The sequence below is a fragment of the Bradyrhizobium genosp. P genome (assembly GCF_049949265.1).
Classification (GTDB): Bacteria; Pseudomonadota; Alphaproteobacteria; order Rhizobiales; family Xanthobacteraceae; genus Bradyrhizobium.
On the sequence record NZ_CP188195.1, the window covers coordinates 8,017,257 to 8,041,864 of the forward strand.

Genomic DNA, 24,608 nt, shown 5'->3' on the forward strand with positions numbered 1-24,608 from the left:
CCGTCATGTTCGTGTCGTGAGCCTTATCACGACACCGGATCGCTGTGAACCGCGGAGCGCCGAGGCCGCCATCAATGCGCAGTCTGCTGCTTGGCTGCCTCGATCGCACCGTTGGACAGCTTGTCGACATAGGCGATGCCGATGGCCGACAGGATGAACACGGTGTGGATGATGGTCTGCCACATCACGCCGGTTTCGGTGTAGCCGGTTTTGCCGGACGCGAGGCCGCCGGCCTCGATGAAGGTCCGCAGCAGATGGATCGAGGAAATGCCGATGATGGCCATCGCCAGCTTGATCTTCAGCACGCTGGCGTTGACGTGGCTGAGCCATTCCGGCTCGTCAGGATGCCCCTGCAGATTGAGGCGCGACACGAAGGTCTCATAGCCGCCGACGATCACCATCACCAAGAGGTTCGAAATCATGACGACGTCGATCAGGCCGAGGACAGCCAGCATGATCTGCTGCTCGCTGAAATCGAAGGCATGGGCGAACAAATGCCACAGCTCCTTGAGGAACAGCACGACATAAACGCCCTGGGCGATGATGAGTCCGACATAGAGCGGTAGTTGCAGCCAGCGCGATCCGAAGATCAGCATCGGAATCGGACGCATCGACCGTCCCTTCACGGGGGCGGGCGCGTCTGAAATGGCGGACATGTTGGATAGCTCGCGGGACTGGATTGGCGGAGCACTCAATCTACGCAATCGCGCGCGCTTGAAAAGCGACAACTGGCCGCAGATTGCGCCGTGATGCGGTCACGATCCTGCAATCCCGTCGCAGCGCGACCATGCACAGACCCGTCACAGCCGGGACAAGCCCGGCCATGAAAGTGGTTGGTCGATTCAACGCGTCAGCTTCTTGTACTTCACGCGATGCGGGATGATGCTGTCCTGGCCGAGCCGGCGCATCTTGTCCTTTTCGTAATCCTGGAAGTTGCCCTCGAACCATTCGACATGGCTCTCGCCCTCGAAGGCCAGGATGTGGGTCGCGATGCGGTCGAGGAACCAGCGGTCATGGCTGATGATGACGGCGCAGCCGGCGAAATCCTCCAGCGCCTCTTCCAGCGCGCGCAGTGTGTCGACGTCGAGGTCGTTGGTCGGTTCGTCGAGCAGCAGCACGTTGGCGCCCGACTTCAGCATCTTGGCAAGATGCACGCGGTTGCGCTCACCGCCGGACAGCGCGCCGACCTTCTTCTGCTGGTCGGCGCCCTTGAAGTTGAATGACGAGCAGTAGCCGCGCGAGTTCACTTCCCGCTTGCCGAGCAGGATCAGTTCGTTACCGCCGGAAATCTCCTCCCAGACGTTCTTCTTGCCGTCGAGATCGTCGCGCGACTGGTCGACGTAACCGAGATGAACACTCTCGCCGACCGTGATCGAGCCCTTATCCGGAGTCTCCTGTTGGGTGATCATCCTGAACAGCGTGGTCTTGCCGGCGCCGTTCGGACCGATCACGCCGACGATGCCGCCCGGCGGCAGCTTGAAGGTGAGATCGTCGATCAGCATGCGGTCGCCAAAACCTTTGCTGAGGCCTTCGAAATCCACGACGTTCTGGCCCAGACGCTCAGCGACCGGGATCGTGATCTGCGCGACCTGGGTCTGCTTTTCGCTCGCCTGTTTCAGCAGATCTTCATAGCGCTGATAGCGCGCCTTCGACTTGGCCTGGCGTGCCTTCGGAGAGGATGCGATCCACTCCTGCTCGCGGGCCAGCGTCTTCTGGTGCGCGGCGTCCTCGCGGCCTTCCTGCTCGAGCCGCTTCTGTTTCTGCTGCAGCCAGGATGAGTAATTGCCCTCGTAGGGGATGCCCTTGCCGCGGTCGAGTTCGAGGATCCAACTCGTCACGTTGTCGAGGAAGTAGCGGTCATGGGTCACGATCAGGATCGCGCCGGGATAGTTGCGCAGATGGCCTTCCAGCCAAGATACGGACTCGGCGTCAAGGTGGTTGGTCGGTTCGTCCAGCAGCAGCAGTTCGGGCTGGTCGAGCAGCAGCTTGCAGAGTGCGACACGGCGGCGCTCACCGCCGGATAGTTTCGTCACATCGGCGTCGTCAGGCGGGCAGCGCAGCGCATCCATTGCCTGGTCGACCTTGCTGTCGAGATCCCAAAGGCCCGCGGCCTCGATCTCGTCTTGCAGCTTGGTCATCTCGTCGGCGGTCTCATCGGAATAGTTCATCGCCAGTTCGTTGTAACGATCCAGGATCGCCTTCTGCTTGGCGACGCCCAGCATGACGTTGTCGCGGACCGAGAGCGTGGCATCGAGCTGCGGCTCCTGTTCGAGATAGCCGACGCGGGCGCCTTCTGCGACCCAGGCCTCGCCGTTATATTCCTTGTCGAGGCCGGCCATGATCTTGAGCAGCGTCGACTTGCCCGAGCCGTTGACGCCGAGCACGCCGATCTTGGCGTCCGGGTAGAAGCTCAAATGAACGTTATCGAGCACCTTGCGGGTCGGGTAGCTCTTGGTCAGACCCTGCATGAAATAGACGAATTGGCGAGCCATCCGCGGTCCCTGCAATCGAGAGGATTTGTGGAAATTTTGCTGCCGCCGATGTAACGGCCGCACCCTGAAAGCGCAACCACACGCGGCCCGTTTTCCGTTCATTCACCACGGGTGAATACGGGTTCGATACCATGTGTGCGCGGGCACACCCTTGTGTGCCCTGGATCACGACAATTGAAACTATCTTTTAATAAATCAGGCCAAAACTGGTTTTCAGCGCCGAAAACGGCGTTTTTCGCGGCAGAACCGCGATCGAACAAGCAGAGGCCGTGTTATGGCTACCATCACTTCGGCATCGCTTCCGCGCCCGGCCACCGCCCGCGAGGCCAAGCCGTTCGCCGAACTTCGCGCCTTCTGGCGTGCATTCGTGGACAAGGCGTTCAACCCCTATCGGCCGGAACTGCACTATATGCGCGGCCCGGGCCCGGCCTGGCGCGCCAAGCACGTGGGATTGTCACCCGCGGTGCAGTCGATGCTCGCCGAAATCCGGACCGGGAAGGCGCGCAAGGCGTCTCCATCCGCATAACTGCTGTCTCTCTTTTGGTAACTGCCGCCGCTTGCGCGTCCGCCGATTGCGCGCGACCATGACGAGCCCCCGACGGTTCATTTCCGCCGTCGCCCTCGCCATGAACGGACCTCCCGATGACGCGGCTCAGCTGTGCAATCCTCGACGACTATTTTGACCTCGCCCTCTCGGTCGCCGACTGGCCCGGGATCGAGGACCGTGTCGACGTCACCGTGTTCGACAAGCCGTTCGCAAGCGAGGCGGATGCCGCGGCCAAGCTGAAGGATTTCGAGATCATCTGCGCGATGCGGGAGCGCACTGCGTTTCCGCGCGCGCTGTTTGACGCATTGCCCAAGCTGAAGCTCCTGATCACCTCGGGCATGCGCAATGCCTCGATCGACATCGAAGCGGCCAAGGACCGCAAGGTTTTGTTCTGCGGCACGCAATATAGCCGTGACCCCACCGCGGCCCTGACCATGGGCCTGATCCTGGAACTGACGCGCGGCATCGGCCGCGAGAACGCGCGGATGCACGCCGGCGAGCCCTGGCAGACCTTTGCCGGCACCGAGATCGAGGGCAAGACGCTCGGCATCGTCGGGCTCGGCAAGCTGGGCAGCAAGGTTGCTGGCATGGCCAAGCCGTTCGGCATGAAGGTCATCGCCTGGAGCCCGAACCTCACGCCCGAGAAGTGCAAGGAGGCCGGCGTTGGCTATGCCAGCAAGGAGGAGCTGTTTTCGACCGCCGACATCGTCACCATCCATGTCGTGCTGAGCCCTCGCTCGCGCGGACTGGTCGGTGCCGCAGACATCGCGCGGATGAAGCCGTCGGCCTATCTCGTCAACAGCGCGCGCGGCCCGATCGTCGATGAAGACGCCCTCCTCGCGGCGCTGCGCGCCAGGAAGATCGCCGGGGCCGGCATCGACGTGTTTTCGGTCGAGCCGCTGCCATCAGACCACCCGTTCCGCAAGCTCGACAATATCGTGATCACGCCGCATCTCGGCTACGCGACGCGTGAGAGCTTGCAAACGCATTATCAGCAGATGGTCGAGTGCATCGACACTTTCACAAAAGGCGGCGAGCCGCCTCGGCGTCTGGCCTGAGGCCGCGCGCTTCAATCGCGGGCGCGGGGAGGAGCCGCGAGGCGGTCAAGGCTTCAGGATCCAGCGAAATGCGCGGCGGAGTTCGGCGCCACCGTCACGGTCGTACCAGCGCCCGTGAGCGAGGATGATCCGTTGTGGATCCCACGCGATCATGCGGGTGACGGCAGCCTTCATCGCGGCTCGGTTCCGCGAGAATGTCAGCCGCAGGTCGCGCGGCGTGCTGCCATCGGGATCGCGCACGCCGCCGGCCCAGGTCAGCAACCGCATCACGGGCGAGCCGATCTTTTCGGTTTCGAAATTCTCGATCAGATCGGTCAGCAGCAACGTTCGCGACGGGCGGTGGAAGAACACGATCTCTGTCATGTAGCTGCCGGCGACCGAAAGCGTCGCGATCCAGTCGTCCCAAGGATAACCCGATTGCCGATCCAGCGGCTCGCCATCGAACCCGAGCCGGACGCCGGCCTGCTGCGCGATCCCAGGGGCGAGAAAGACGCGCGCTTCGGGATAGGCTGCATGCCAGTCTTGTATCCACCAGTAATGCAACCGGTTCGGCCCGATGATCCAGCTGGGTATTCCCAAGCGCGCGATCTCGGCCTTGAGGTCACCCATCAACGGCGTCGGCGAATGGATGAACAGCCTCTGGTCGGGCAATCGAATTATCGTTGCACGTGTTGGAAACGGCGCGCTGAGCCAGGACGGGCCGAACCGGATCACCGGTCCGTCGACGATCCACACCCCGTCGGCAACCGGCTTCGGCGTGTTCAGCGGCGGATATGTCAAGCCGGCTTCCTGCATCGCGTTGCCTCGGAACGGCAACGTCGAGACAAGTCGGCTGGTTGCAACAAAAAAGGCGCGCTGTTCGCGCGCCTTTCTTGAAATGAGTGGTGGCCGGCTTAGCGGACCGTGACAGGCGCGGGCAGCGGCTGGACAGTGGTCGGCTGGGTACCGGGCAACGGCGCGACCTGGGCCTGGGACGGCGCTGGACCAGCGGCAGCCATCGGGCTTCCGGGCACCGGCGCGGCGTCGGCCGTCGTTCCCGGCGGCGGACTGCCGGGCATCACGACCACGCGGGTGCCGACCTTGGCGCGATCGAACAGGTCGGAGACGTCTTCGTTCAGCATGCCGATGCAGCCCGACGAGACGAACTTGCCGATGGTCGACGGCTGGTTGGTGCCGTGAATACGATACACGGTCGAGCCGAGATACATCGCGCGGGCGCCAAGCGGGTTGCCGGGTCCGCCGGCCATGAAGCGCGGCAGATAGGGCTGGCGCTCGATCATTTCCGGCGGCGGATGCCAATCCGGCCACTCGGCCTTGCGGGTGATCTTCTGAACGCCGGTCCAGGTGAAGCCATCGCGGCCGACGCGGACGCCGTAGCGGATCGCCCGGCCACCGCCGAGGATGTAATAGAGGTAGGTGTTCGGCGTATCGACGACGATGGTGCCAGCCGGTTCCTTCGTCGGAAACGCCACTTCCTGGCGGCGCAGATTCGGCGCCAGTTGCGCCAGGCCGGATTCGGGCTGCTCATCCGGCGGAAGCGCTGCGAGCTGCACCGGCTGGCCATCGGCACCGACCGGGGCTTGCTGCGGGGGCACCGACCCGGTGACACCGACCGCATCCGGCGGACGCATGCCGCTGCGATCATTGCCGTACGGATTGGCGGGATAGACGACGCCTGCGGCCGGAACGCCGTTGTCACGATAGGCCTGCTGCGGCGCGCCCTGCGGACGATCCGCATAGATCACCGGCGGCGGGCTCATGGGTCGGCCGTAACGCGGATCATCAGGCGACATCACGGGACCCGCCGGTGCGCGATCGGAGTAAACCGGGGGCGCGTTCATCGGACGGCCATAGCGCGGATCATCCGGCGACATCACCGGGCCGGGTGGCGGTAGCGCAGCCGAATCCTGCGGCGCGTCGTCGTCGTCCAGCGCGTCGAAATTGGGCATGTTGCCCTGCGGATAAGGTTGCGGCGCCGAATAGGCCTGGCCTCGGGGAGCCGGATAACCCTGCTGCGCATGCGCAAACGAGGTTCCCGCCACGCCGAGAGCCGCGGCAGCGCAGATCGTCAGAATGCGGTTGATCATCATCGCTCTTGTATAGTCCCCAAGGCACACCGGACTGTTAACGGCCACATGACGGAAGATAGCGGCGCATTCAAGACAAATCCTCGAAACTCGGCCCAATTCGGGCATTTTGTGATCTCGTGTGACCGCTGCGGCAAAGATGTCTCACGACTTGGGAAAGTTTGTCCACGCGCCCAAAGTCATCAGGCGCTCGCATTTTGTAACGAACAGCCTCCGGACGTTGCGATATCCTCGAATCGGCCTGATTCGCGCTCGCGACGCCGGCTTTCTTTGTGTGGTCACCGCGTTCCCTTGTCATCAAGACCTCCCGCAGAAGGGGGAACTCGCGACCATGCTGCCCGGCCTTCGTTTCTTGTTCGCGGCGATCGTGCTGGCGACGTCGATTTTGGTGTTCGGGTTGGGTGCCGCGGCGTTGTTCCGCGCCGCCCATGAGGAATTTGCCAGCATCCCCGCGCGCCCGGCACCACGCGAGCCGCAATTCGCGCAGCAGACGCAGACCCCGCCTGTCCTTGCCATGCTGCGTGTCGACCCGCCGCCCGCGGGCAAGGCGACGGCAGAAACTCCGGCCCCATCGATATCCGAAGCGACAGCGCCTGCGGAAGTGTCGCCACCCGCCGAGCCCGACAAGATCGCCGCGGTGAAGACGGATGATCTGCCACCGCCGGCCACTCCGAAATCGGAGGCACCGCCTGTAGAGACCACCGCGTCCGCGCTGCCGGCAGAGGCCGCTCCGCTAGCGCCGGCCGCAGCGGAGCCGGCGACACAGCAACCCGCACCGGCTGCCGCCGAAGCGGCGCCCGCGCCGACCGAGCCCAAGCTCGCCGCGGTGACCGAGCCGCCGGCCGTGACCAGTGAGCCCGCGCCCGCTGCAACTGGGCCGGCGATAGTTGAGCCGGAAACTGTGGCGCCGCCGTCGCCCGAGGCGATTGCCGCTGCGACCAGGATCGCAACGCTGGGCGGCCCCGAAGTCGTGATCCCGTCACCTCCCGCGGCCAAGGCTGTGGAGGCGAAGAAGCCTGACCACAGCGCGACCGGCAAGCCGGCGCACCGGAAGGAGCGGCGGCGGATTGCGCGTGCGCGTCACGCCCGGAAGACGGTTGTTCAACAACAGGCCCTGGATCCGTTCGGCCAGCCGACCACGATCACGGCCGTTCAGCGGCAATAGCTGACATTCACGCCGGCCCGGTTGCAATCGGCGGGCCGCTCGCCTGCCCCCATTCCGACCACGAGCCGTCATACAGCGCGGTGTCGTTGACGCCGAGCCGGTAGAGCGCGAGCGTCAACACGCCGGCCGAGACGCCGGAGCCGCAGCTCGTGACGATCGGCGCATCGAGCTTCACACCAGCGCCGGTGAACGCCGCGCGCAGATCGTCGAGCGGCTTCATCGCGCCGGTCGCGGCATCGAACAGATTGTTGTAGGGCACGTTACGGGCGCCCGGGATGTGGCCAGCGCGGATGCCAGGCCGCGGCTCCGGCGCACGACCCTCGAAGCGCTCGGCGGCGCGCGCGTCGATCACCTGCTCGGCTCGGCTTTCGACATTGGCGATCATCTGTTCGATGCTGCGCACGCGCTTGGCATCGTAGGCCGCGCTGAAGGTTGCAGGGCGCGGCTTCACCTCGCCGCTCTCGACCGCCCGGCCCTCGGCGCGCCACTTCTTCAGCCCGCCATTGAGAATGCGCACGTTGCGGTGGCCATAGGACAGGAACATCCACCAGGCGCGCGGCGCGGCGACCCAGCCGCCGGCATCATAGATCACGACGGTGTCGGCATTGCCGATACCGAGCGCGCCGATATCACGACCGAATTGCTCGGCGCTTGGAAACATGTGCGGCAGCGGGTTGGAATGATCCGACACGCCATCGACATCGAAGAACACCGCGCCCGGAAGATGCGCGGCGAGATAGTCGTCCTTCGGCAGCGGCAGCACGCCCGGCAGCTTGAAGGTGGCGTCAAGGACCTTCACATTGGCGTCGCCGAGGTGCGCGGCAAGCCATTCGGTCGAAACAAGCGGATCGTCGGTTGTGGTCATGCTGCGATGTCCCCGAGGGCTTTGCCCTCACTTCTTCTTCGGCTCCCACGCCTCGATCGGGCCGCCGGCGTCGCGCCAGGCGGCGAAGCCGCCGCCCATATGGGCGACCGGCTTCAGGCCCATGTCCTGCGCGGTCTTGGCGGCGAGCGCCGAGCGCAGGCCGCCGGCGCAGTGGAAGACGAACTTCTTGTCTTCCTGGAAGATCGGCTTGGCATAGGGACTGTTCGGATCGATCCAGAATTCCAGCATGCCGCGGGTGCAGGCAAATGCGCCCGGGATCTTGCCATCGCGCTCGATCTCGCGGGGATCCCTGATATCGACGATCACGACGTCGTCCTTGCCGATCAGCGTGATCGCATCCTTTGCGGCTATCGTCTCGATCTCGGCATTGGCCTCGTCGATCAGCGCCTTGATGCCGCGGTGAATGGTCTGGGGCATGGGCTCTCCCTTACATCTTCTTGGTTGTCATTCCGGGGCGATGCGAAGCATCGAACCCGGAATCTCGAGATTCCGGATCAGCCGCTTCGCGTCTGTCCGGAATGACGGAGACAATCACCGCACCAGTTCCCGCATCGCATGCTCCAGACCCTCGATCGTGATCGGATACATGCGCTCGGAAAAGATGCGGCGGATGACGGTGGTCGATTCCGAGTAGTCCCAGTGCTTCTGCGCGACCGGGTTCAGCCACACCGCGTGCGGATAGGTGCGGATGATGCGGTCGAGCCAGATCGAGCCGGCCTCCTCATTGACATGCTCGACCGAACCGCCGGGGACCATGATCTCGTAGGGCGACATCGAGGCATCGCCGACGAATACCACCTTGTAGTCGTGCGGGTACTTGTGCAGCACGTCCCAGGTCGGCGTGCGATCGGTGAAGCGCCGCTTGTTCTGCTTCCAGACGCCCTCATAGAGGCAGTTGTGGAAGTAGAAATACTCCATGTGCTTGAATTCGGTCTTGGCGGCGGAGAACAGCTCTTCGACCTGCTCGATATGCGAATCCATCGAGCCGCCGATGTCGAAGAACACCAGCACCTTGACGGCGTTGCGCCGCTCGGGGCGCATGTGCACGTCGAGATAGCCGTGGTTGGCGGTCTCCTGGATCGTGGTGTCGAGATCGAGCTCGTCAGGCGCGCCGGTCCGCGCGAACTTGCGCAGGCGGCGCAGCGCGACCTTGATGTTGCGGATGCCGAGCTCGACATTGCCGTCGAGATCCCTGAACTCGCGCTTGTCCCACACCTTCACGGCGCGGTTGTTGCGGTTCTTCTCCTGCCCGATGCGCACGCCTTCGGGATTGTAGCCATGGGCGCCGAACGGCGAGGTGCCTGCCGTGCCGATCCATTTGCTGCCGCCCTGGTGGCGGCCCTTCTGCTCCTCGAGGCGCTTCTTCAGCGTCTCCATGAGCTTGTCCCAGCCCATGGCCTCGATCTGCTTCTTCTCGTCCTCGGTGAGATATTTCTCCGCGAGCTTCTTCAGCCACTCTTCGGGGATCTCCGCCTTGCCCATGGCGTCGAGCAGGCTCTCGAGCCCCTTGAACACGGAGCCGAACACGCGGTCGAACTTGTCGAGGTTGCGCTCGTCCTTCACCAGCGCGGTGCGGGACAAATAATAGAAGTTCTCGACCGTCTGATCGGCGAGGTCGGCGTCGAGCGCTTCCATCAACGTCAGATATTCCCGTAGCGTCACGGGGACCTGGGCGTCTCGCAGCGATGTGAAAAACTGCAGGAACATACCCACCTAGATCGCCCGCGGGGCCGGTGGCGTCAAGGGGCCCCCGACGTGCTTCGCCCCGAGATCAGCCATCCACTTTCGCCCGCCACCCCCGACGGCCCTGGGCCGGGCCGAGACGGCTGCAGGAGCGTTCCTAGCAAGACGATGCATTCCGCACAGCGGAAAGATGATGCCTGACATTCCATGCCAATGCGGCCCTGGGCACCGCTGCGCTGCGGAATCCGCGCTAGACCGCCCCGCTTTTTCAACTAGAATTGCACCTGACGAGAGATTGGACAGGCCATGCGACCGCTGCGAGAGCGGTCGTTTCATGTTGCGGCCCGAGCCGCCGACGAACGAACCAAGGCAAAGAGATCGATGAAATTCACGGGTACCAAAGACTACGTCGCCACCGATGACCTCAAGGTCGCCGTCAATGCCGCCATCGTGCTCGAGCGCCCGCTGCTGGTGAAGGGCGAGCCCGGCACCGGCAAGACCGTGCTGGCCGAGGAAGTCGCCAAGGCGATCGATGCGCCGCTGCTCACCTGGCACATCAAGTCCACCACCAAGGCGCAGCAGGGCCTCTACGAATACGACGCGGTGTCGCGGTTGCGCGACAGCCAGCTCGGCGACGCGCGCGTCTCCGACATCAAGAACTACATCAAGCGCGGCAAGCTGTGGGACGCCTTCACCCACGAGAAGCGGCCGGTGCTGCTGATCGACGAGATCGACAAGGCCGACATCGAATTCCCCAACGACCTGCTGCTCGAGCTCGATCGCATGGAGTTCCATGTCTACGAGACCGGCGAGACCATCAAGGCTAAGCTGCGCCCGATCGTGATGATCACCTCGAACAACGAGAAGGAGCTGCCGGACGCCTTCCTGCGCCGCTGCTTCTTCCACTACATCAAGTTCCCCGACGTCGACACGATGAACAAGATCGTCGACGTGCACTTCCCGAACATCAAGAAGCGTTTGGTGGAAGAGGCACTGCGCATCTTCTTCGAGGTGCGCGAGGTGCCTGGCCTGAAGAAGAAGCCCTCGACCTCGGAGCTGCTCGACTGGCTCAAGCTGTTGCTGAACGAGGACATCACGCCGGAGATGCTGCGCGAGCGCGATCCACGCAAGCTGATCCCGCCGCTGCACGGCGCGCTGCTCAAGAACGAGCAGGACGTCCATCTGTTCGAGCGGCTCGCATTCCTGAGCCGCCGCGAAGTCTAGTTCCGATATCGGCAAACGCCGGGGCCTTGGCTCCGGCGTTTTGTTCCCGCACCTCAACCAAAAAGAAGACCAGGGAAGATGAACGTCCAGAGCCAAATCCGCGCCGCCGAGCCCGTTACCACCGAGCATTTCGACGTCCTGATCGCAGGCGCCGGCATCTCCGGCGTCGGCGCCGCCTATCACCTCACCACGCAATGTCCGGGCACCAACTTTGTGGCGCTGGAGACGCAGGCAACATTCGGCGGCACCTGGTCGACCCACCGCTATCCCGGCATCCGCTCCGACAGCGACCTGCACACCTTCGGCTATCGCTTCAAGCCGTGGACCAGCGCGCCGATCGCAAGCGCGGCCGAGATCCTGAAATACATGGGCGAGGTGATCGAGGAGAACGATCTCGCGCCCCATATCCGCTATCGCCACACCATCACGGCGGCGAAATGGTCGAACGAGACCAATCTCTGGACCATCGATGCCGTCAGGCTCGACACCGGCGAGATGCTGCGCTTCACCACCCATTTCTTCTGGATGTGCCAAGGCTATTACCGCCACACCGAAGGCTACACGCCGGAGTGGACCGATATGGCCAAGTTCAAGGGCCCGATCATCCATCCGCAGAAATGGCCCGAGGATCTCGACTACAAGGGCAAGCGCGTCGTCGTGATCGGCTCCGGCGCGACCGCCGCAACCCTGATCCCGGCGCTGGCCAAGGATGTCGGCCACGTCACCATGCTGCAGCGCTCGCCTACCTATTTCCGCACCGGCCGCAACGCGATCGAAATCGCCGAGGAACTGCGCAAGCTGCAGGTCGACGAGCACTGGATCCACGAGATCACCCGCCGCAAGATCCTGTTCGAGCAGGATGCCTTCACCAAACGGACATTTGCCGATCCCGAGGGCGCCAAGAAGGATCTGCTGGCGGCTGTCGAGGCCGTTCTCGGCAAGGATTACGATATGGCCACCCACTTCACGCCGCGCTACCGGCCGTGGCGGCAACGCATCGCCTTTGTTCCGGATGCCGACCTGTTCCAGGCGATCAGGGACGGCAACGCCTCGGTCGTGACTGACGAGATCGACCGCTTCACCGAGAAGGGCATCCTGCTCAAATCCGGTAGCGAGCTCGAGGCCGACATCATCATCACCGCGACCGGCTTTCACCTCTCCGCCAATGGCGACATCGAGTTCGAGATCGACGGCAAGCCGCTCGATTTCAAGGACACCGTGACCTATCGCGGCATGATGTTCACCGGCGTGCCGAACCTCGTCTGGGTGTTCGGCTATTTCCGCGCCAGCTGGACCTTGCGCGTCGATCTCGTCGCCGATTTCGTTTGCCGCATGCTCAACCACATGAAGGCAACCGGCGCGAAGAAGGTGACGCCGGCACTGCGCCCGGAAGATCACAACATGCCGCTGCTGCCGTGGATCGACCCGGAGAACTTCAACCCCGGCTACATGATGCGAGGCATGCACCTGTTGCCGAAGCGCGGCGACAAGCCGGAATGGCAGCACAATCAGGACTACTGGGCCGAGAAGGACGAATTCCCGGCGATCGATCTCAAGGACAAGGCGTTCGTTTACGGCTGAGCTCCTTCTATCCATTACTCATTGCGAGAGCCAAGCGACAAGGAAGCCCTTCTCGCTCAGCTCGCGATGACTTTGGAAGGAGCTAAGCATCAGCTAATGTGCCGGCAATTGCATTGAACAGCTCAATTAGAGCTCTGACGCCGAGAATATAGTCGAGGTCGCTGCTCCATCGCCCGTACATGCCTGCCCCCGGAACCAGCCGATTCAGTACGGCGGCCCCCTCAGTTTCGAAGGCAAATCTTGGTTCGTTCACATGAAAGATTCGAAATTTTAGCGGAGACCGCAGGCGAAAAACATTGCCACCGAGCCACACGCCAACCTCAAAGACAACATCTCCGCTTTTCTTTCGCCAACGGTTTCGTGAGCGAGCTTCGAACCCCAGCGCTCTGCAAAATTGATCCAAGAAGGGGACAACATCCGACTTCCTTTCCAATCTGCGCTCCATGTCGAGTCCGAGCCGATGGCCTTCCGCCCTCTGCAATCCACTGTAGAATGTAACCCGGCTTTCTCGAAATTCCGGATCCTCCCACACCTTTTTGGTGTGGTCGAACAAACACCTGAGAAGCGGCGGGTTTTGATACGGCGGCTCAATCGCAGGCCTAACGGCAAATAGTTCGTCCAAAAAAGCAGAGCGATAAGTTGGCTCAATGAGGAAGGTACGCCCATCTGAGTTTCCCTGTCCGAGCGATTGCATCGTCTCGAGAGCCACTTCGTCCCAGTATCGATGAAGCAACTCTGATTGCCCATCTCCGCAGAGCTGGATGATTTCGTCTTGCCATGCTCTGTGGATCGAAAACCCAAGTGCCTCGAATGCAACCTGTGTTGGACCCCGCCCGCGCCAACGTGCTAGCGCGCTTAGAAGCGGGTGTTCTGCCGTTCGTTCCGACCCAGCCATGCCAATCGAAGCAACCCTCACGCATACTCCGGCAGTTTCACCGTCACTTCCGGCGCCTTCCCCCGGATCATGTCGGAGGCCTTGTCGGCAATCATCAGCGTGGATGCGTTGAGATTGGCCGAGATCATCCGCGGCATGATCGAGGCGTCGATCACGCGCAGGCCTTCCATGCCGTGCACGCGAAGCTGGTCGTCGACCACGGCCCATGGCGCGTCCGCCGGCCCCATCCGGCAGGTGCAGCCGGGATGGAACGTCGTCGTCCCGCGCTCGGTCGCGGCCGCGAGGAATTCGTCGTCGCCCTGCACCTTCGGACCTGGAAAATCCTCGTACGCAAAATACGGCTTCAGCGGCTCGGAGGCGAGCAGCCGGCGCGCCAGCTTCATGCCGGCGACGACGACGCGGCGATCGAGTTCTTCGGCAAGATAATTCGTCTGGATGATCGGTGGCTGGAACGGATCCGCCGAGCGGATGCGGACATAGCCGCGGCTCTCCGGCCGCTGCTGCCACGAGGCGACCGTCATACCGGGCTCGTCCTCGAGCTGGCCCTGCACGCCCTCCTTGTAGCTCGCCGGCGTGAAGGTGAGCTGGAGGTCGGAGCTCTCGGTGGTCTCGCCGGAATGCCAGAAGCAGTACACCATGGTCGGCGACAGCGACAGCAGCCCGCGCCGCGTCGTCGCCCATTTCAGCGCCTCGACCCACAGGCTGAGGCCGCGACGCATTTCGTTGATGGTCCGGATGTTCTTCACCCGCGCCACCGAGCGCGGCGCGTAGTGATCCTGCAGACCCTCACCAACACCCGGCAACGCGTGGCGCACCTCGATGCCATGCGACTGCAACAGGCCGGGCGAACCGACGCCGGAGAGCTGCAGCACCTGCGGCGAATTGTAGGCACCACCGGAAAGGATGACCTCCTTGCTGGCGCGGATCTCGATCGGATCTCCGTACTTGCCACCCCTGTTGTAGCGCACGCCGACCGCGCGCTTGCCCTCGAAGATGATGCCGGTGACATGCGCATGGGTGCGCACATCGACGTTCGGCCGTTTCCGCGCCGGATGCAGATACGCGGTCGCGGCGCTCACGCGCAGTCCGTTCTGGATGGTGCGCTGGCAGTAGGACACGCCCTCCTGAATCTGGCCGTTGTAATCGGTGTTGCGCGGGATGCCGAGGCTCACAGCACCGTTCATGAAGGCTTCGCAGAGCGGGTCCTGCCAATCCATCGTGGTGACCGTCAGATTGCCGTCGCGGCCACGATAGGTGTCATCGCCCTCGCCGACCCGCCGCTCCATCCGCCGGAAATACGGCAGCACGTCGGGATAGCCCCAGCCGCGATTGCCGAGCTGCGCCCAGGTGTCGAAATCCTGGCGCTGGCCGCGATTGTAGATATGGCCGTTGATCGACGACGAGCCGCCGAGCGTCTTGCCGCGCGGGGCATAGATGCTACGCCCGCCGGTGTAGGGACCCACCTCCTGCTGATAGGCCCAGTTCACGCTCTTCATGTGAAAGGTCTTGATGAAGCCGGCCGGCAGATGGATGTAGGGATGCCAGTCGCTTGGTCCCGCCTCCAGCACGCAAACCTTGGTGCCCGCGTCCTCACTCAACCGGTTGGTCAGCACGCTTCCGGCGGAGCCTGCGCCAATGATCACATAATCGAACGTTTCCATCGTCTCTTTTTCTGGCGCTGATATGAACGTCAGCGCGCCTTTTCGTTGAGTTGAAAATTGAGATGCGCCTTCACTGTAGGCCATTCGCTGGCGATGATGCTGTAAACCACGGTATCACGCAACGTGCCGTTCGGCGCGATCTGGTGGCTGCGCAGGATGCCGTCCTGCTTGGCACCGAGACGCTCGATGCCGCGCCGGCTCTGATGGTTGAAGAAATGCGTGCGGAACTCGACGGCGATGCAATCGAGCTTCTCGAAGGCATGGGTCAGCAAAAGCAGTTTGCACTGCGTGTTGACCGCGCTGCGCTGCACACGCTTGGCGTACCAGGTCGAACCGATCTCGACGCGGCGGTTCGGCGTGTCGACGTTCATGTAGGTCGTCATGCCTGAGATCTGGCCTGCGGCATCGAACACCGTGAACGGCAGCATCGAGCCGGCGGCCTGCAGGCCGAGCCGGCGGTCGATCTCCTTGGCCATGTTCTCCGGTTTCGGAATCGCTGTGTACCAGAGCTTCCAGAGGTCGCCATCGCTGACGGCTTCGGTCAGTCCACCGAGGTGATCGTGCGACAGCGGTTCAAGCCGCGCATGCGCGCCGCGAAGGGTGACCGGTTCAAGCCAAGGCATTTTGTATCCTTTGAGTACGAAGTCGTCCGCTCATTCTAGCCGTCATTGCGAGCGAAGCGAAGCAATCCATCTTTCCGCGTGCGCGGACAAATGGATTGCTTCGTCGCTTCGCTCCTCGCAATGACGGTGGGCATCACTTGTTCAGAAAATTCAGCGGCAATCCCGGCCGCGGCCAGTCCATCGCGATCAGTTCGCCCTTGCCTGACAGCGTGATGTAGGCCGTCTTCAGCTCGGGGCCGCCGAAGGCGATGTTGGTGGTGACGCGGTCGCCGGTCGGCACCTGCTCGACCAGCGTGCCGTCAGGCGCAATCACCGAGATGCAGCCGGAGACCAGCGTCGCCACACAGACATTGCCGTTCGCTTCGACCGCAAGCGAGTCGAACATCTGATAGCCGCCGAGGCCCGCGATCGGCTTGCCGCGCTCGCCGCGATAGATCACGTCGCGCGGCTTGATCGTGCCGGGCTCGGAGACCTCATAGGCCCACAGCCGCGCCGTCGGCGTCTCCGCGATGTAGACGGTCTTTTCATCCGGCGACAGTCCGATGCCGTTGGCCGGCAGGATGCCGTGCACGGCCTCGACAATTTCGCTCATGCCGGGCTTAAGATAGTAGAACGCGCCGACATCCATGTCGCGGGCGCGGCGCTTGCCGAGGTCGGAGAACCACAAACCGCCCTGCTTGTCGAACACCAGATCGTTCGGCCCGCGCAGTTCGTGCTCGCCGCATTTTGTCACCACGGTCTCGACCTTGCCGGATTGCAGATCGACGCGCTGGATCGAGCCGCCGAGATAGTCACCCGGCTGCGGCCCCGGCATGATCATCTTGCCGGTCGGGATCCAGGAGAACCCGCCATTGTTGCAGACATAGATCTTGCCGTCGGGGCCGAGCGCCGCGCCATTCGGCCCACCCGGCATCTTCGCGACCACTTCCTTGCGCCCGTCGGGATAAACCCGCGTCAGCCGCTGGCCGCGGATTTCGACCAGCACGACCGAACCGTCAGGCATAACCACCGGACCCTCGGGAAACTCCAGATCGGTGGCGAGAACACGGATATTGGCCATGGCATCCTCCCGGCTCGTTGGCTGCCGGCGGATTCCGTCGAGGCCCGCACGCGCAACATGTTGTTTCGCCCCGTTATGGCAAAGTCGTTCCGGCTTGCCAAGCAATCACGGGCGCAACGCTGCCCGGCGGTTATTCCTTCACCGGCACCCAGATCTCGAGGCCGCCATGACCGGTGCTCGCATCAAAACTCTCATCGTAGCGCTCGAAGTTCGGGGCGTCCGCGACCTTCATGCCGGACTGCGGCAGCCAGCGATTCCAGATCGTGTTGACGGTGCGGCGGATGGTCGAGATGTGGTCCGTGTGGGCAAATACGAGATATTTCTGTTCTGGAATCCGCACCCGCGCGAACTCGCGCGGCAGGTCTGAGAAATCGGCGACCTCGATACCTGCGATGTAATCGAAATTGCCGGCGTCGTCGCCGTTGCAGCAGACGCCATAGGCGATCTTGCCGACATGGCGGGGAATGCTCGGGCACTGCACGTGGAATTCGTGCCACTGGTTCGGGATGCCGGCGGTGCTGCCGTTGGCGTGGTTGTAGCGTTCGCCGATGCCGGCGACGAGGAACGCCTTGCCGGTGGCAACGCGCGGCGGATCGAGATGATCGAGGGCTGTCGAGATCATGGTGATCGGCTCCTGGAGCTTGAGCGTCTTCAGGCAGGGTGTCGCGCGCACCGTTTCCGGCGTGACGCCGAAATGGTCGCGGAACGCGCGGGTGAATGCTTCGTGGGAGCCGTAATCCGCATCCAGCGCGAGGCTGAGGATGTCGGGCGCACCGGCGGCAAGCTCGCGCGCGGCCTCGCTGAGGCGGCGGGCCCGCACATAGCGCATCACCGAGAACCCGGTCGCCTCCGCAAACGCCCGCACCAGATGGAAGCGCGAGACGCCGGCGACGCCTGATATCTCGTCGAGCGTCAGCGGCGCACCGAGATGGCTTTCGATGTACCAGAGCGCCTTCTGGGCTGGATTCATGAACGACGGCTTTCCTGGAGCATGATCCGGAAAAGTGTGTAGCGGTTTTCCGAAGAGATCATGCTCAAACAAGACGCTAATTTGTGCGCATTATGCACCGCTGCCGAGCGCGGCGCTTGACAGTGCTTGCTGCGCGGCGGCCGAAACCCTGCGGTTCCGCTGCACGGAAATTACTCCAAAGGGCTTGCTGGTAACATGGTCCCAATCGTGCATACTTGGCGCCGCATCGATCCGACGGCTCACGACAAGCAGCCGACCATCAAGACTGCATGAGCCGCGGCCAGCACGTCAGGGAGGACAATGATGCATCGCCGACTCTTGAGCTATGCCCAATCCGCCGCACTTGCGGGATGTCTCGCGGTTGCGGTCGCAAGCGCGGCCAACGCGCAAAAGAAATACGATCCGGGCGCGACCGACACCGAGATCAAGGTCGGCAACATCATGCCCTATTCCGGCCCGGCATCCGCCTACGCCACCATCGGCAAGACCGAGGCGGCCTATTTCAAGAAGCTCAACAGCGAGGGCGGCATCAACGGCCGCAAGATCGATTTCATCTCCTACGATGACGCCTACAGCCCGCCGAAAATGGTCGAGCAGGCCCGCAAGCTCGTCGAAAGCGACGAGGTGCTGCTGATCTTCAATCCGTTGGGCACGCCGGGCAACACGGCGATCCAGAAATACATGAATGCCAAGAAGGTGCCGCAGCTGTTCGTCTCCACCGGCGCCGCCAAATGGAACGATCCGAAGGATTTTCCGTGGACGATGGGCTGGCAGCCCAGCTACCAGGTGGAAGCGCGCATCTACGCCAAGTACATCCTGAAGAATTATCCGGGCAAGACGATCGGCGTGCTCTACCAGAACGACGATTTCGGCAAAGACTACCTGATCGGCCTGCATGAAGGGCTCGGCGACGAGGCCAAGAAGCTGATCGTCATCGAATCTTCCTACGAGACATCGTCGCCCACGGTGGATTCCCAGATCGTGCAGATCAAGGGCGCCAATCCTGATATCTTCGTCAACATCGCGACGCCGAAATTCGCGGCGCAGGCGATCAAGAAGGTCGCCGAACTCGGCTGGCATCCGGCCCAGTTCGTGACCAACGTCTCCGCTTCGATCGCGGGCGTGATGCATCCAGCCGGCTATGAGGCAAGCCAGGGCGTCCTCTCCACGCAATACCTCAAGGACCCCAAGGATCCCGCCTGGAAGAACGATCCGGCCATGGTCGAATGGCGCGCTTTCATGAACAAATGGTACCCCGAAGGCGATCAGGACGATGCCTCGACCGTGTTCGGCTATGGCGTGGCCAAGGGTCTCGAGCAGGTGTTGAAGCAGTGCGGCGACAACCTCACCCGCGAGAACGTGATGAAGCAGGCCGCCAATTTGAACTTCGAGATCGGCATCTATCTGCCTGGCACCAAGATCAAGACCGGTCCAGACGATTACGCCCCGCTCGAGCAGCTTCAGATGATGCGCTTCAAGGGCGAGAGCTGGGAGCTGTTCGGCCCGATCATGAGCGGCGAGAAGGGCGCGTAGGGTCTGACCGACGCCTGGATAAGACGGGGCGCACGACCGCCGCGAAGAAACTGCGCTCCCTCTCCCGCTTGCGGGGGAGGTACAGCGAATTCGCGGATAGACTCTCTCTACTTCGTCCCCGGCTTCGCCGGTGTCGCATCCTTCGCGGCCGGTGCGTCGGCCTTCTTGCTCAACTCGTCGACGAGCTTGCCCTGCGCGGTCTGCAGATCAGCGACGAGCTTCTGCAAGCTCGCGACCGCACTCTTCAGACCGTCGATCTGGCGGTTGGCGGCATCGAGCTTCTGCTGATGATCTGATGTGAGCTTGCTGATCGTCTTCTGCAGGAAATCGACATTGCTCTGCAGGCAGCTGGTGCGCCGCTCCATGGTTTTTTCGACGGTGCAGATTTCGATGCCGGGGACATCCTGCGCATACGCGTGGCCTGCGCCGAGTGCAAGCAGCACGAGAACCACAACAGCAAAACGAGCGATCATCAACATCCCCGATCAGACGCGTCATTCACAGCTTTGTGCTCCCGACGCTGAGAGCAAGGGAGACATACCATACTGATACCGCATTCACGCGGTGTGCTCGGTCGATTGCGGGGAACTTCTCGTGGGGACGGGGGGGCCTTCGGAACTTGTTTGGTTCGAACCCTTGACGATGGAGACAGATCACATGGCAACGCGCGAAAAACGGCTGGCGCAATTCGATGGCCATGGCGAACCTTCGCCCAACCAGCGCGTGGAAGTGCTTTGTGAGGATCACAGCGGGACGTATCAGCTGCCGTTCGCCTGCCGCTTCGTCGACGGCCAGTGGCGCAATGACGCAACCGGCGGCGCGGTCGAAGCCAACGTCATCGGCTGGCGCCTGCCGCGCGACAGGCATGCGGCCGCGACGCTGGCTGCCGGCGCATTGTCTCAAAACGCGACTTAGCGGCACGTCGTCTTAGGATTCGGAACGCTGCTAGAACGAACCGCGCCCGAATCACTGATCGAGCGCCGTACTCCGTTGTTCACGGCTAGATATGGTCATCAGGCCGAACCAGCGCACCACATGCAGAATCATGACGATCGGCCGCAACCAGCGGCCGACCACAAAGGTTAATTCCTCCGCCGATGACATGCCGATCAAGCCCAGGGCGTGGGCGCAGGCACCTTGTCCGTCCCCGGATCGACATCGACGGTCTTGAAATCGGCGGGACTGACGATCTCGAGGTATTCCATGTCCTTCGAGTAATCGAACAGATAGTGGGTGATGCCCGGACGCTGATGGATGACGTCGCCGGCCTCGACCAGCGTCTCCTTGTCCTCATACATGAAGCGGGCCCAGCCCTTGGTCATGATGACGATCTGGAAATCGCAGAGATGCTTGTGCCAGCCGGTACCTTCTTCCGGCGGCAGATCGGGATTGGCCTTGACCAGGTGGCAGATCACCTGCCCGCTGGTGGCGTCGGCGATGCCGAGGTCGCGATACAGGAAGAAGTCGCGCAGACCTCCTTCCTTGAAATCGGTATCACCGGGTTTGACGTGGGAGAATTTGCTGACGACGGCGTGCTGATTCATGAAAGCCTCCACGGTTCTCGTTTTCGCGAGATCGCGGCGCGGGCTCAGCGTCCAAATTTTCGGCAGCGTCGCATCGTCGCGGTCACAGCTCGATGTTTGCTATGCGAAATCCTTGCCAGCCGCGCATTGCGGCGGCGGGGTTGCTGCGCGTCTTGGTCTTCGCGGCGGAAGCGCTTGCTGCAAAGCGTGAATTCGCGTTGCACGTGTGCCGGCTCGCGTCCCGCCGCGATCCGGTGCGAGGGCCAACCCGACCGCCGGCGGCACGTCCGTTGAGCAAAGCCTGCCCTGCGCTTGAGCCGCCGATACGGGCAGGCCGGGCAGCCGACTGCCTAATATTCGACCTCAAGCTCCTCGACGTCGGCCGGCTCGGCCTTCGCCGCCTCGATCCATTCGGCCATTTCGGGCATCGTCATGATGGTCTTGGCATAGGCTGAAAGCTGCGCGTCGAGCTTCACGTCATAGGTCATGAAGCGGGTGACGACCGGGGCATACATCGCGTCGGCCATGGTGCGGCGCTCGCCGAACAGGAACGGGCCGCCCGATTTGGCCAGGCAATCGCGCCAGATGACGCAGACCCGGTCGATATCGGCCTGCGCGCGCGACCAGATCTTGAATCCGGGGAAGTGCCCCTTGAGGTTGACCGGCAGCGAGGCCCGCAGCGTGGTGAAGCCGGAGTGGATTTCGCCGCAGATCGAGCGGCAATGCGCCCTCAGCACGCGGTCTTCCGGCAGCAGGCCGGCATGCGGCATCAGATCGTTGAGATACTCGCCGATCGCCAGCGTGTCCCAGACCGTCGCCCCCTCATGGCGAAGACATGGCACCAGGATCGAGGACGACAGCAGCAGCAATTCGGCCTTGGCCGAGGCGTCGTCGGGCGGGGTGACCATCTCCTCGAACTCCAGCCCGGCAAACTTCGCCAGAAGCCAGCCGCGCAGCGACCAGGACGAATAGTTCTTGCTGCTGATGGTGAGTGTCGTGTCCGCCATGCCCATTCCTCACGCCTGAACGCTTCCCCCGATGCGCCGCCCGGGGGCGGGGCGCCCTGCCCAAGGCATGAGCGCCGAGCATTTTTGCAGCAAGCCACGTGCCAATTTGCAAGGCGGCCCCCGCCCGCTTTGGCGTCGATATTGCATAGCACCATAGGGCAAGGGCGGATGCGTATGATGTCAATGATGTACCAAGCCTACCAGAACCACATGGACCTCACGGCACCGTGGCGGACGGGAGCCGCGGCGGCGCTGAAATACCTCAACTTCGTACCACAGGGCGTCTCGGACCGGGTGTTCGGCCGGCTTGCGGCGGCGCTCGAGCTGATCTCCCGCTCCAGCCTGACCTACAGCCGCCCCGACTATGCCATCGGCCGCGTGAAGGTCGGCAACCGGGACTTGGAGGTCACTGAGGAAGTCGCTTATGCGACACCGTTTGGCTCGCTGCTGCACTTCAAGAAGATCGATGCGCCCGAACAGCCGCGGCTGCTGCTGGTGGCGCCGATGTCCGGCCATTTCGCGACACTACTCCGCGGCACCGTGAAGACGCTGCTGCAGGACCACGACGTCTACATCACCGACTGGCACAATCCGCGCGACATCCCGCTCGCGGCCGGCCGCTTCGGGCTGGAGGACTACACCGACCATCTGATCGACTTCCTCGACAAGCTCGGGCCCCGCGCGCACATGGTGGCGATCTGCCAGCCTTCGGTCTCCGCGCTGGCGGCGGCCGCCGTGATGTCGGAGGAAAACCATCCGGCGCGACCGGCGTCGCTGACGCTGATGGCAGGTCCCATCGACACACGAATCCTGCCAACCAAGGTCAACGGGTTCGCCAAGAGCAAGCCGATCAACTGGTTCGAGGACAATCTGATCAACTACGTACCGTTCCAGTGCAAGGGCGCGTTCCGGCAGGTCTATCCCGGCTTCGTGCAGCTCACGGCCTTCGTGTCGATGAATCTGGAGCGGCACATCAAGCAGCACATCGACCTCGCCGATCATCTCGCCAAGGGCGAGATCGACAAGGCCGAGCTGATCAAGACCTTCTATGACGAATATTTCGCCGTGATGGATTTGCCGGCCGATTTCTACATCGAGACCGTCCGCGACGTGTTCCAGGAGCATTTGCTGCCGCAGGGCAAACTGATGCATCGCGGCCGTCCGGTGAATCCGGCCGCGATCAAGCGCATGGGCCTGATGACGGTGGAAGGCGAAAAGGACGACATCTGCTCGATCGGCCAGACGCTCGCCGCGCAAGACCTCTGCACCGGCGTGCGGACCTATCGCAAGGTGCACCACATGCAGGCCGGCGTCGGCCATTACGGCGTGTTCTCGGGCAAACGCTGGAACAACGAGATCTACCCGCTGCTGCGAGATTTCGTGCATGTGAATTCTTGAGCGGGTTCGCGCCGCTATCGTCCACCTCTCCCATTGGGAGAGGTCGGCGCGTAGCGCCGGGTGAGGGGTTGAGGTTCCATCGATAGAGCGACACCCCTCACCCGAATTTCGGCTGCACTCGAAATTCGACCTCTCCCTCCGGGAGAGGTGGCGCACTCGTCGCACTCCTGAGCATAGCTGAAACCGAGGCGACCTCTGGTCCTGCATCTCTTCGCGAAGTATCGTTCCCCCGCCACGACGACACCGCGCGCCCCAAGAATCGTCTCCGGGAGAAACCTCCATGCGCCGCCTTTCCTTCCGCACTCTCGCGCTTGCCTTCGTCAGCGCCCTCGCCTTCACCTCAGTCGCATCCGCCGCCGAAGTCCACGTCATGATCTCGGGCGGGCTGACCGCGGCCTACAAGGCGCTGGTGCCGGAATTCGAGCGCAAGACCGGGAACAAGGTCGTGACCGCCTTCGGACCGTCGATGGGCACCACCACAAACGCCATTCCGGTGCGGCTGGAGCGCGGCGAGCCGGCGGATGTGCTGATCATGGTCGGCTATGCGCTCGGCGACCTCATCAAGCAGGGCAAGGTGGTCTCGGACAGCCGCGTCGACCTCGTCAACTCGCCGATCGGGATTGCGGTGAAATCGGGCGCACCGAAGCCCGACATCAGCTCGGCTGAGTCAGTCAAGCAGGCGCTGCTGGCGGCAAAATCGGTCGCCTATTCCGACAGCGCGAGCGGCGTCTACGTCTCGACCGAGATGTTCGGAAAGCTCGGCATCACCGATGCGATGAAGGACAAGGCGCGGAAGATTCCGGCAACCCCCGTCGGCGAGATCGTCGCCAAGGGCGAGGCCGAGATCGGCTTGCAGCAGATCTCTGAGCTCAAGCCGGTTGCCGGCATCGACATCGTCGGTCCCTTGCCTGATGCGATCCAGAAGATCACGGTATTCTCCGCCGGCATCGCCACCGTGTCGAAGGAGCCCGACGCCGGCAAGGCCCTGATCAGCTTCCTCGCCTCGCCGGACGCGCGCGACACGCTGGTCAAGAGCGGGCTTAACCCGATCCCGGTGGCGGCAACGCATTAGGTTGCAGCGCACGTCTGCTCTCTCCCCGTCATCCTGAGGCGCGAGCGGAGCGAGCCTCGAAGGATGCGCGGCCCGGCCGGTGGCCGTCGATCCTTCGAGGCTCGCAAGCGCTCGCACCTCAGGATGACGGGGATAGGCCGGTG

Annotated in this window: 25 protein-coding genes; 9 read left to right on the forward strand and 16 right to left on the reverse strand. The window is 63.0% G+C overall.

Features of this window, described 5'->3' with window-relative positions; genetic code table 11:
* Positions 1-71: 71 nt before the first annotated feature.
* Together ACP2YO_RS38555 and ettA are read right to left on the reverse strand one after the other, a co-directional pair.
* Complete coding sequence (locus ACP2YO_RS38555; protein WP_426436286.1) at positions 72-656, reverse strand: TIGR00645 family protein; 585 nt, start codon at positions 654-656, stop codon at positions 72-74.
* Between the two features lie 186 nt (positions 657-842).
* Complete coding sequence (ettA, locus tag ACP2YO_RS38560; RefSeq protein ID WP_426436287.1) at positions 843-2,492, reverse strand: energy-dependent translational throttle protein EttA; 1,650 nt, start codon at positions 2,490-2,492, stop codon at positions 843-845.
* 274 nt (positions 2,493-2,766) lie between these two features.
* Here ettA and ACP2YO_RS38565 point away from each other — a divergent pair, with 274 nt between their 5' ends.
* Together ACP2YO_RS38565 and ACP2YO_RS38570 are read left to right on the forward strand one after the other, a co-directional pair.
* Positions 2,767-3,018, forward strand: coding sequence for a hypothetical protein (locus ACP2YO_RS38565; protein WP_426436288.1), 252 nt, complete (start codon positions 2,767-2,769; stop codon positions 3,016-3,018).
* A 116-nt stretch (positions 3,019-3,134) separates the two neighbouring features.
* Positions 3,135-4,097 carry a D-2-hydroxyacid dehydrogenase family protein gene (locus ACP2YO_RS38570; protein WP_426436289.1) on the forward strand — a complete coding sequence of 321 codons (963 nt, stop codon included), beginning with the start codon at positions 3,135-3,137 and terminating at the stop codon, positions 4,095-4,097.
* A 45-nt stretch (positions 4,098-4,142) separates the two neighbouring features.
* Here the strand turns inward: ACP2YO_RS38570 and ACP2YO_RS38575 are convergent, their stop codons facing one another.
* Both ACP2YO_RS38575 and ACP2YO_RS38580 read right to left on the reverse strand, forming a co-directional pair.
* Positions 4,143-4,877, reverse strand: a complete 735-nt coding sequence (locus ACP2YO_RS38575) for a DUF4336 domain-containing protein (protein WP_426436290.1) — start codon at positions 4,875-4,877, stop codon at positions 4,143-4,145.
* A gap of 113 nt (positions 4,878-4,990) precedes the next feature.
* Positions 4,991-6,187 carry a L,D-transpeptidase family protein gene (locus ACP2YO_RS38580; protein ID WP_426436291.1) on the reverse strand — a complete coding sequence of 399 codons (1,197 nt, stop codon included), beginning with the start codon at positions 6,185-6,187 and terminating at the stop codon, positions 4,991-4,993.
* Between the two features lie 328 nt (positions 6,188-6,515).
* On the opposite strand from ACP2YO_RS38580, the gene ACP2YO_RS38585 reads away from it, so the two are divergent.
* On the forward strand, positions 6,516-7,349 hold the full coding sequence (locus ACP2YO_RS38585; RefSeq protein ID WP_426436292.1) for a hypothetical protein: 834 nt from the start codon (positions 6,516-6,518) through the stop codon (positions 7,347-7,349).
* Between the two features lie 7 nt (positions 7,350-7,356).
* Here the strand turns inward: ACP2YO_RS38585 and sseA are convergent, their stop codons facing one another.
* From sseA to ACP2YO_RS38600, 3 genes are all read right to left on the reverse strand, one after another.
* The gene (gene sseA, locus ACP2YO_RS38590) at positions 7,357-8,214 is read right to left on the reverse strand and encodes a 3-mercaptopyruvate sulfurtransferase (RefSeq protein WP_426436293.1); all 858 of its coding nucleotides are present in this window, start codon (positions 8,212-8,214) and stop codon (positions 7,357-7,359) included.
* Between the two features lie 27 nt (positions 8,215-8,241).
* Entirely contained in the window at positions 8,242-8,652 is a 411-nt protein-coding gene (locus ACP2YO_RS38595; RefSeq protein WP_426436294.1) for a rhodanese-like domain-containing protein, read from the reverse strand.
* Positions 8,653-8,766: 114 nt separating this feature from the next.
* Complete coding sequence (locus ACP2YO_RS38600; protein WP_426443417.1) at positions 8,767-9,942, reverse strand: vWA domain-containing protein; 1,176 nt, start codon at positions 9,940-9,942, stop codon at positions 8,767-8,769.
* Between the two features lie 357 nt (positions 9,943-10,299).
* Between ACP2YO_RS38600 and ACP2YO_RS38605 the strand changes: the two genes are divergently transcribed.
* A complete protein-coding gene (locus ACP2YO_RS38605) occupies positions 10,300-11,142 on the forward strand; it encodes an AAA family ATPase (protein ID WP_426436295.1) in 843 nt (280 codons plus the stop codon).
* Positions 11,143-11,220: 78 nt separating this feature from the next.
* The gene (locus ACP2YO_RS38610; RefSeq protein WP_426436296.1) at positions 11,221-12,723 is read left to right on the forward strand and encodes a flavin-containing monooxygenase; all 1,503 of its coding nucleotides are present in this window, start codon (positions 11,221-11,223) and stop codon (positions 12,721-12,723) included.
* Between the two features lie 82 nt (positions 12,724-12,805).
* On the opposite strand, the gene ACP2YO_RS38615 is transcribed toward ACP2YO_RS38610, so the two are convergent.
* The 5 genes from ACP2YO_RS38615 to ACP2YO_RS38635 all read right to left on the reverse strand — a co-directional run bounded on the left by ACP2YO_RS38615 (position 12,806) and on the right by ACP2YO_RS38635 (position 17,932).
* On the reverse strand, positions 12,806-13,432 hold the full coding sequence (locus ACP2YO_RS38615; RefSeq protein ID WP_426436297.1) for a hypothetical protein: 627 nt from the start codon (positions 13,430-13,432) through the stop codon (positions 12,806-12,808).
* A gap of 203 nt (positions 13,433-13,635) precedes the next feature.
* A complete protein-coding gene (locus tag ACP2YO_RS38620) occupies positions 13,636-15,279 on the reverse strand; it encodes a GMC family oxidoreductase (RefSeq protein ID WP_426436298.1) in 1,644 nt (547 codons plus the stop codon).
* A gap of 29 nt (positions 15,280-15,308) precedes the next feature.
* Positions 15,309-15,902: a GNAT family N-acetyltransferase gene (locus ACP2YO_RS38625; RefSeq protein ID WP_426436299.1), complete on the reverse strand. Its 594-nt coding sequence runs from the start codon at positions 15,900-15,902 to the stop codon at positions 15,309-15,311.
* Between the two features lie 133 nt (positions 15,903-16,035).
* Positions 16,036-16,962 carry an SMP-30/gluconolactonase/LRE family protein gene (locus tag ACP2YO_RS38630; protein ID WP_426436300.1) on the reverse strand — a complete coding sequence of 309 codons (927 nt, stop codon included), beginning with the start codon at positions 16,960-16,962 and terminating at the stop codon, positions 16,036-16,038.
* 130 nt (positions 16,963-17,092) lie between these two features.
* Positions 17,093-17,932, reverse strand: coding sequence for an AraC family transcriptional regulator (locus ACP2YO_RS38635; RefSeq protein ID WP_426436301.1), 840 nt, complete (start codon positions 17,930-17,932; stop codon positions 17,093-17,095).
* 300 nt (positions 17,933-18,232) lie between these two features.
* On the opposite strand from ACP2YO_RS38635, the gene ACP2YO_RS38640 reads away from it, so the two are divergent.
* Positions 18,233-19,465, forward strand: a complete 1,233-nt coding sequence (locus ACP2YO_RS38640; protein WP_426436302.1) for an ABC transporter substrate-binding protein — start codon at positions 18,233-18,235, stop codon at positions 19,463-19,465.
* Between the two features lie 107 nt (positions 19,466-19,572).
* On the opposite strand, the gene ACP2YO_RS38645 is transcribed toward ACP2YO_RS38640, so the two are convergent.
* Complete coding sequence (locus ACP2YO_RS38645) at positions 19,573-19,938, reverse strand: hypothetical protein (RefSeq protein ID WP_426436303.1); 366 nt, start codon at positions 19,936-19,938, stop codon at positions 19,573-19,575.
* A 184-nt stretch (positions 19,939-20,122) separates the two neighbouring features.
* Here ACP2YO_RS38645 and ACP2YO_RS38650 point away from each other — a divergent pair, with 184 nt between their 5' ends.
* Positions 20,123-20,380 (forward strand): hypothetical protein, encoded by a 258-nt coding sequence (locus tag ACP2YO_RS38650; protein WP_426436304.1) that lies wholly within the window; start codon positions 20,123-20,125, stop codon positions 20,378-20,380.
* Between the two features lie 51 nt (positions 20,381-20,431).
* Here the strand turns inward: ACP2YO_RS38650 and ACP2YO_RS38655 are convergent, their stop codons facing one another.
* From ACP2YO_RS38655 to ACP2YO_RS38665, 3 genes are all read right to left on the reverse strand, one after another.
* Positions 20,432-20,569, reverse strand: coding sequence for a hypothetical protein (locus ACP2YO_RS38655; RefSeq protein WP_426436305.1), 138 nt, complete (start codon positions 20,567-20,569; stop codon positions 20,432-20,434).
* Positions 20,570-20,574: 5 nt separating this feature from the next.
* On the reverse strand, positions 20,575-21,009 hold the full coding sequence (locus ACP2YO_RS38660) for a cupin domain-containing protein (RefSeq protein WP_426436306.1): 435 nt from the start codon (positions 21,007-21,009) through the stop codon (positions 20,575-20,577).
* A gap of 329 nt (positions 21,010-21,338) precedes the next feature.
* Complete coding sequence (locus tag ACP2YO_RS38665; protein ID WP_426436307.1) at positions 21,339-21,995, reverse strand: glutathione S-transferase; 657 nt, start codon at positions 21,993-21,995, stop codon at positions 21,339-21,341.
* A gap of 174 nt (positions 21,996-22,169) precedes the next feature.
* Here ACP2YO_RS38665 and ACP2YO_RS38670 point away from each other — a divergent pair, with 174 nt between their 5' ends.
* Together ACP2YO_RS38670 and ACP2YO_RS38675 are read left to right on the forward strand one after the other, a co-directional pair.
* The gene (locus ACP2YO_RS38670; protein ID WP_426443418.1) at positions 22,170-23,393 is read left to right on the forward strand and encodes a polyhydroxyalkanoate depolymerase; all 1,224 of its coding nucleotides are present in this window, start codon (positions 22,170-22,172) and stop codon (positions 23,391-23,393) included.
* A gap of 280 nt (positions 23,394-23,673) precedes the next feature.
* Positions 23,674-24,465 carry an extracellular solute-binding protein gene (locus ACP2YO_RS38675; protein WP_426436309.1) on the forward strand — a complete coding sequence of 264 codons (792 nt, stop codon included), beginning with the start codon at positions 23,674-23,676 and terminating at the stop codon, positions 24,463-24,465.
* Positions 24,466-24,608 lie beyond the last annotated feature (143 nt).

What these genes read in the sequence shown, in the direction of transcription:
- ACP2YO_RS38555 (WP_426436286.1), bottom strand. Translation starts at nt 656, where the DNA reads ATGTCCGCCATTTCAGACGCGCCCGCCCCCGTGAAGGGACGGTCGATG.
- ettA (WP_426436287.1), bottom strand. Translation starts at nt 2,492, where the DNA reads ATGGCTCGCCAATTCGTCTATTTCATGCAGGGTCTGACCAAGAGCTAC.
- ACP2YO_RS38565 (WP_426436288.1), top strand. Translation starts at nt 2,767, where the DNA reads ATGGCTACCATCACTTCGGCATCGCTTCCGCGCCCGGCCACCGCCCGC.
- ACP2YO_RS38570 (WP_426436289.1), top strand. Translation starts at nt 3,135, where the DNA reads ATGACGCGGCTCAGCTGTGCAATCCTCGACGACTATTTTGACCTCGCC.
- ACP2YO_RS38580 (WP_426436291.1), bottom strand. Translation starts at nt 6,187, where the DNA reads ATGATGATCAACCGCATTCTGACGATCTGCGCTGCCGCGGCTCTCGGC.
- ACP2YO_RS38585 (WP_426436292.1), top strand. Translation starts at nt 6,516, where the DNA reads ATGCTGCCCGGCCTTCGTTTCTTGTTCGCGGCGATCGTGCTGGCGACG.
- sseA (WP_426436293.1), bottom strand. Translation starts at nt 8,214, where the DNA reads ATGACCACAACCGACGATCCGCTTGTTTCGACCGAATGGCTTGCCGCG.
- ACP2YO_RS38595 (WP_426436294.1), bottom strand. Translation starts at nt 8,652, where the DNA reads ATGCCCCAGACCATTCACCGCGGCATCAAGGCGCTGATCGACGAGGCC.
- ACP2YO_RS38600 (WP_426443417.1), bottom strand. Translation starts at nt 9,942, where the DNA reads ATGTTCCTGCAGTTTTTCACATCGCTGCGAGACGCCCAGGTCCCCGTG.
- ACP2YO_RS38605 (WP_426436295.1), top strand. Translation starts at nt 10,300, where the DNA reads ATGAAATTCACGGGTACCAAAGACTACGTCGCCACCGATGACCTCAAG.
- ACP2YO_RS38610 (WP_426436296.1), top strand. Translation starts at nt 11,221, where the DNA reads ATGAACGTCCAGAGCCAAATCCGCGCCGCCGAGCCCGTTACCACCGAG.
- ACP2YO_RS38620 (WP_426436298.1), bottom strand. Translation starts at nt 15,279, where the DNA reads ATGGAAACGTTCGATTATGTGATCATTGGCGCAGGCTCCGCCGGAAGC.
- ACP2YO_RS38625 (WP_426436299.1), bottom strand. Translation starts at nt 15,902, where the DNA reads ATGCCTTGGCTTGAACCGGTCACCCTTCGCGGCGCGCATGCGCGGCTT.
- ACP2YO_RS38630 (WP_426436300.1), bottom strand. Translation starts at nt 16,962, where the DNA reads ATGGCCAATATCCGTGTTCTCGCCACCGATCTGGAGTTTCCCGAGGGT.
- ACP2YO_RS38635 (WP_426436301.1), bottom strand. Translation starts at nt 17,932, where the DNA reads ATGAATCCAGCCCAGAAGGCGCTCTGGTACATCGAAAGCCATCTCGGT.
- ACP2YO_RS38640 (WP_426436302.1), top strand. Translation starts at nt 18,233, where the DNA reads ATGATGCATCGCCGACTCTTGAGCTATGCCCAATCCGCCGCACTTGCG.
- ACP2YO_RS38645 (WP_426436303.1), bottom strand. Translation starts at nt 19,938, where the DNA reads ATGATCGCTCGTTTTGCTGTTGTGGTTCTCGTGCTGCTTGCACTCGGC.
- ACP2YO_RS38650 (WP_426436304.1), top strand. Translation starts at nt 20,123, where the DNA reads ATGGCAACGCGCGAAAAACGGCTGGCGCAATTCGATGGCCATGGCGAA.
- ACP2YO_RS38655 (WP_426436305.1), bottom strand. Translation starts at nt 20,569, where the DNA reads ATGTCATCGGCGGAGGAATTAACCTTTGTGGTCGGCCGCTGGTTGCGG.
- ACP2YO_RS38660 (WP_426436306.1), bottom strand. Translation starts at nt 21,009, where the DNA reads ATGAATCAGCACGCCGTCGTCAGCAAATTCTCCCACGTCAAACCCGGT.
- ACP2YO_RS38665 (WP_426436307.1), bottom strand. Translation starts at nt 21,995, where the DNA reads ATGGCGGACACGACACTCACCATCAGCAGCAAGAACTATTCGTCCTGG.
- ACP2YO_RS38670 (WP_426443418.1), top strand. Translation starts at nt 22,170, where the DNA reads ATGATGTCAATGATGTACCAAGCCTACCAGAACCACATGGACCTCACG.
- ACP2YO_RS38675 (WP_426436309.1), top strand. Translation starts at nt 23,674, where the DNA reads ATGCGCCGCCTTTCCTTCCGCACTCTCGCGCTTGCCTTCGTCAGCGCC.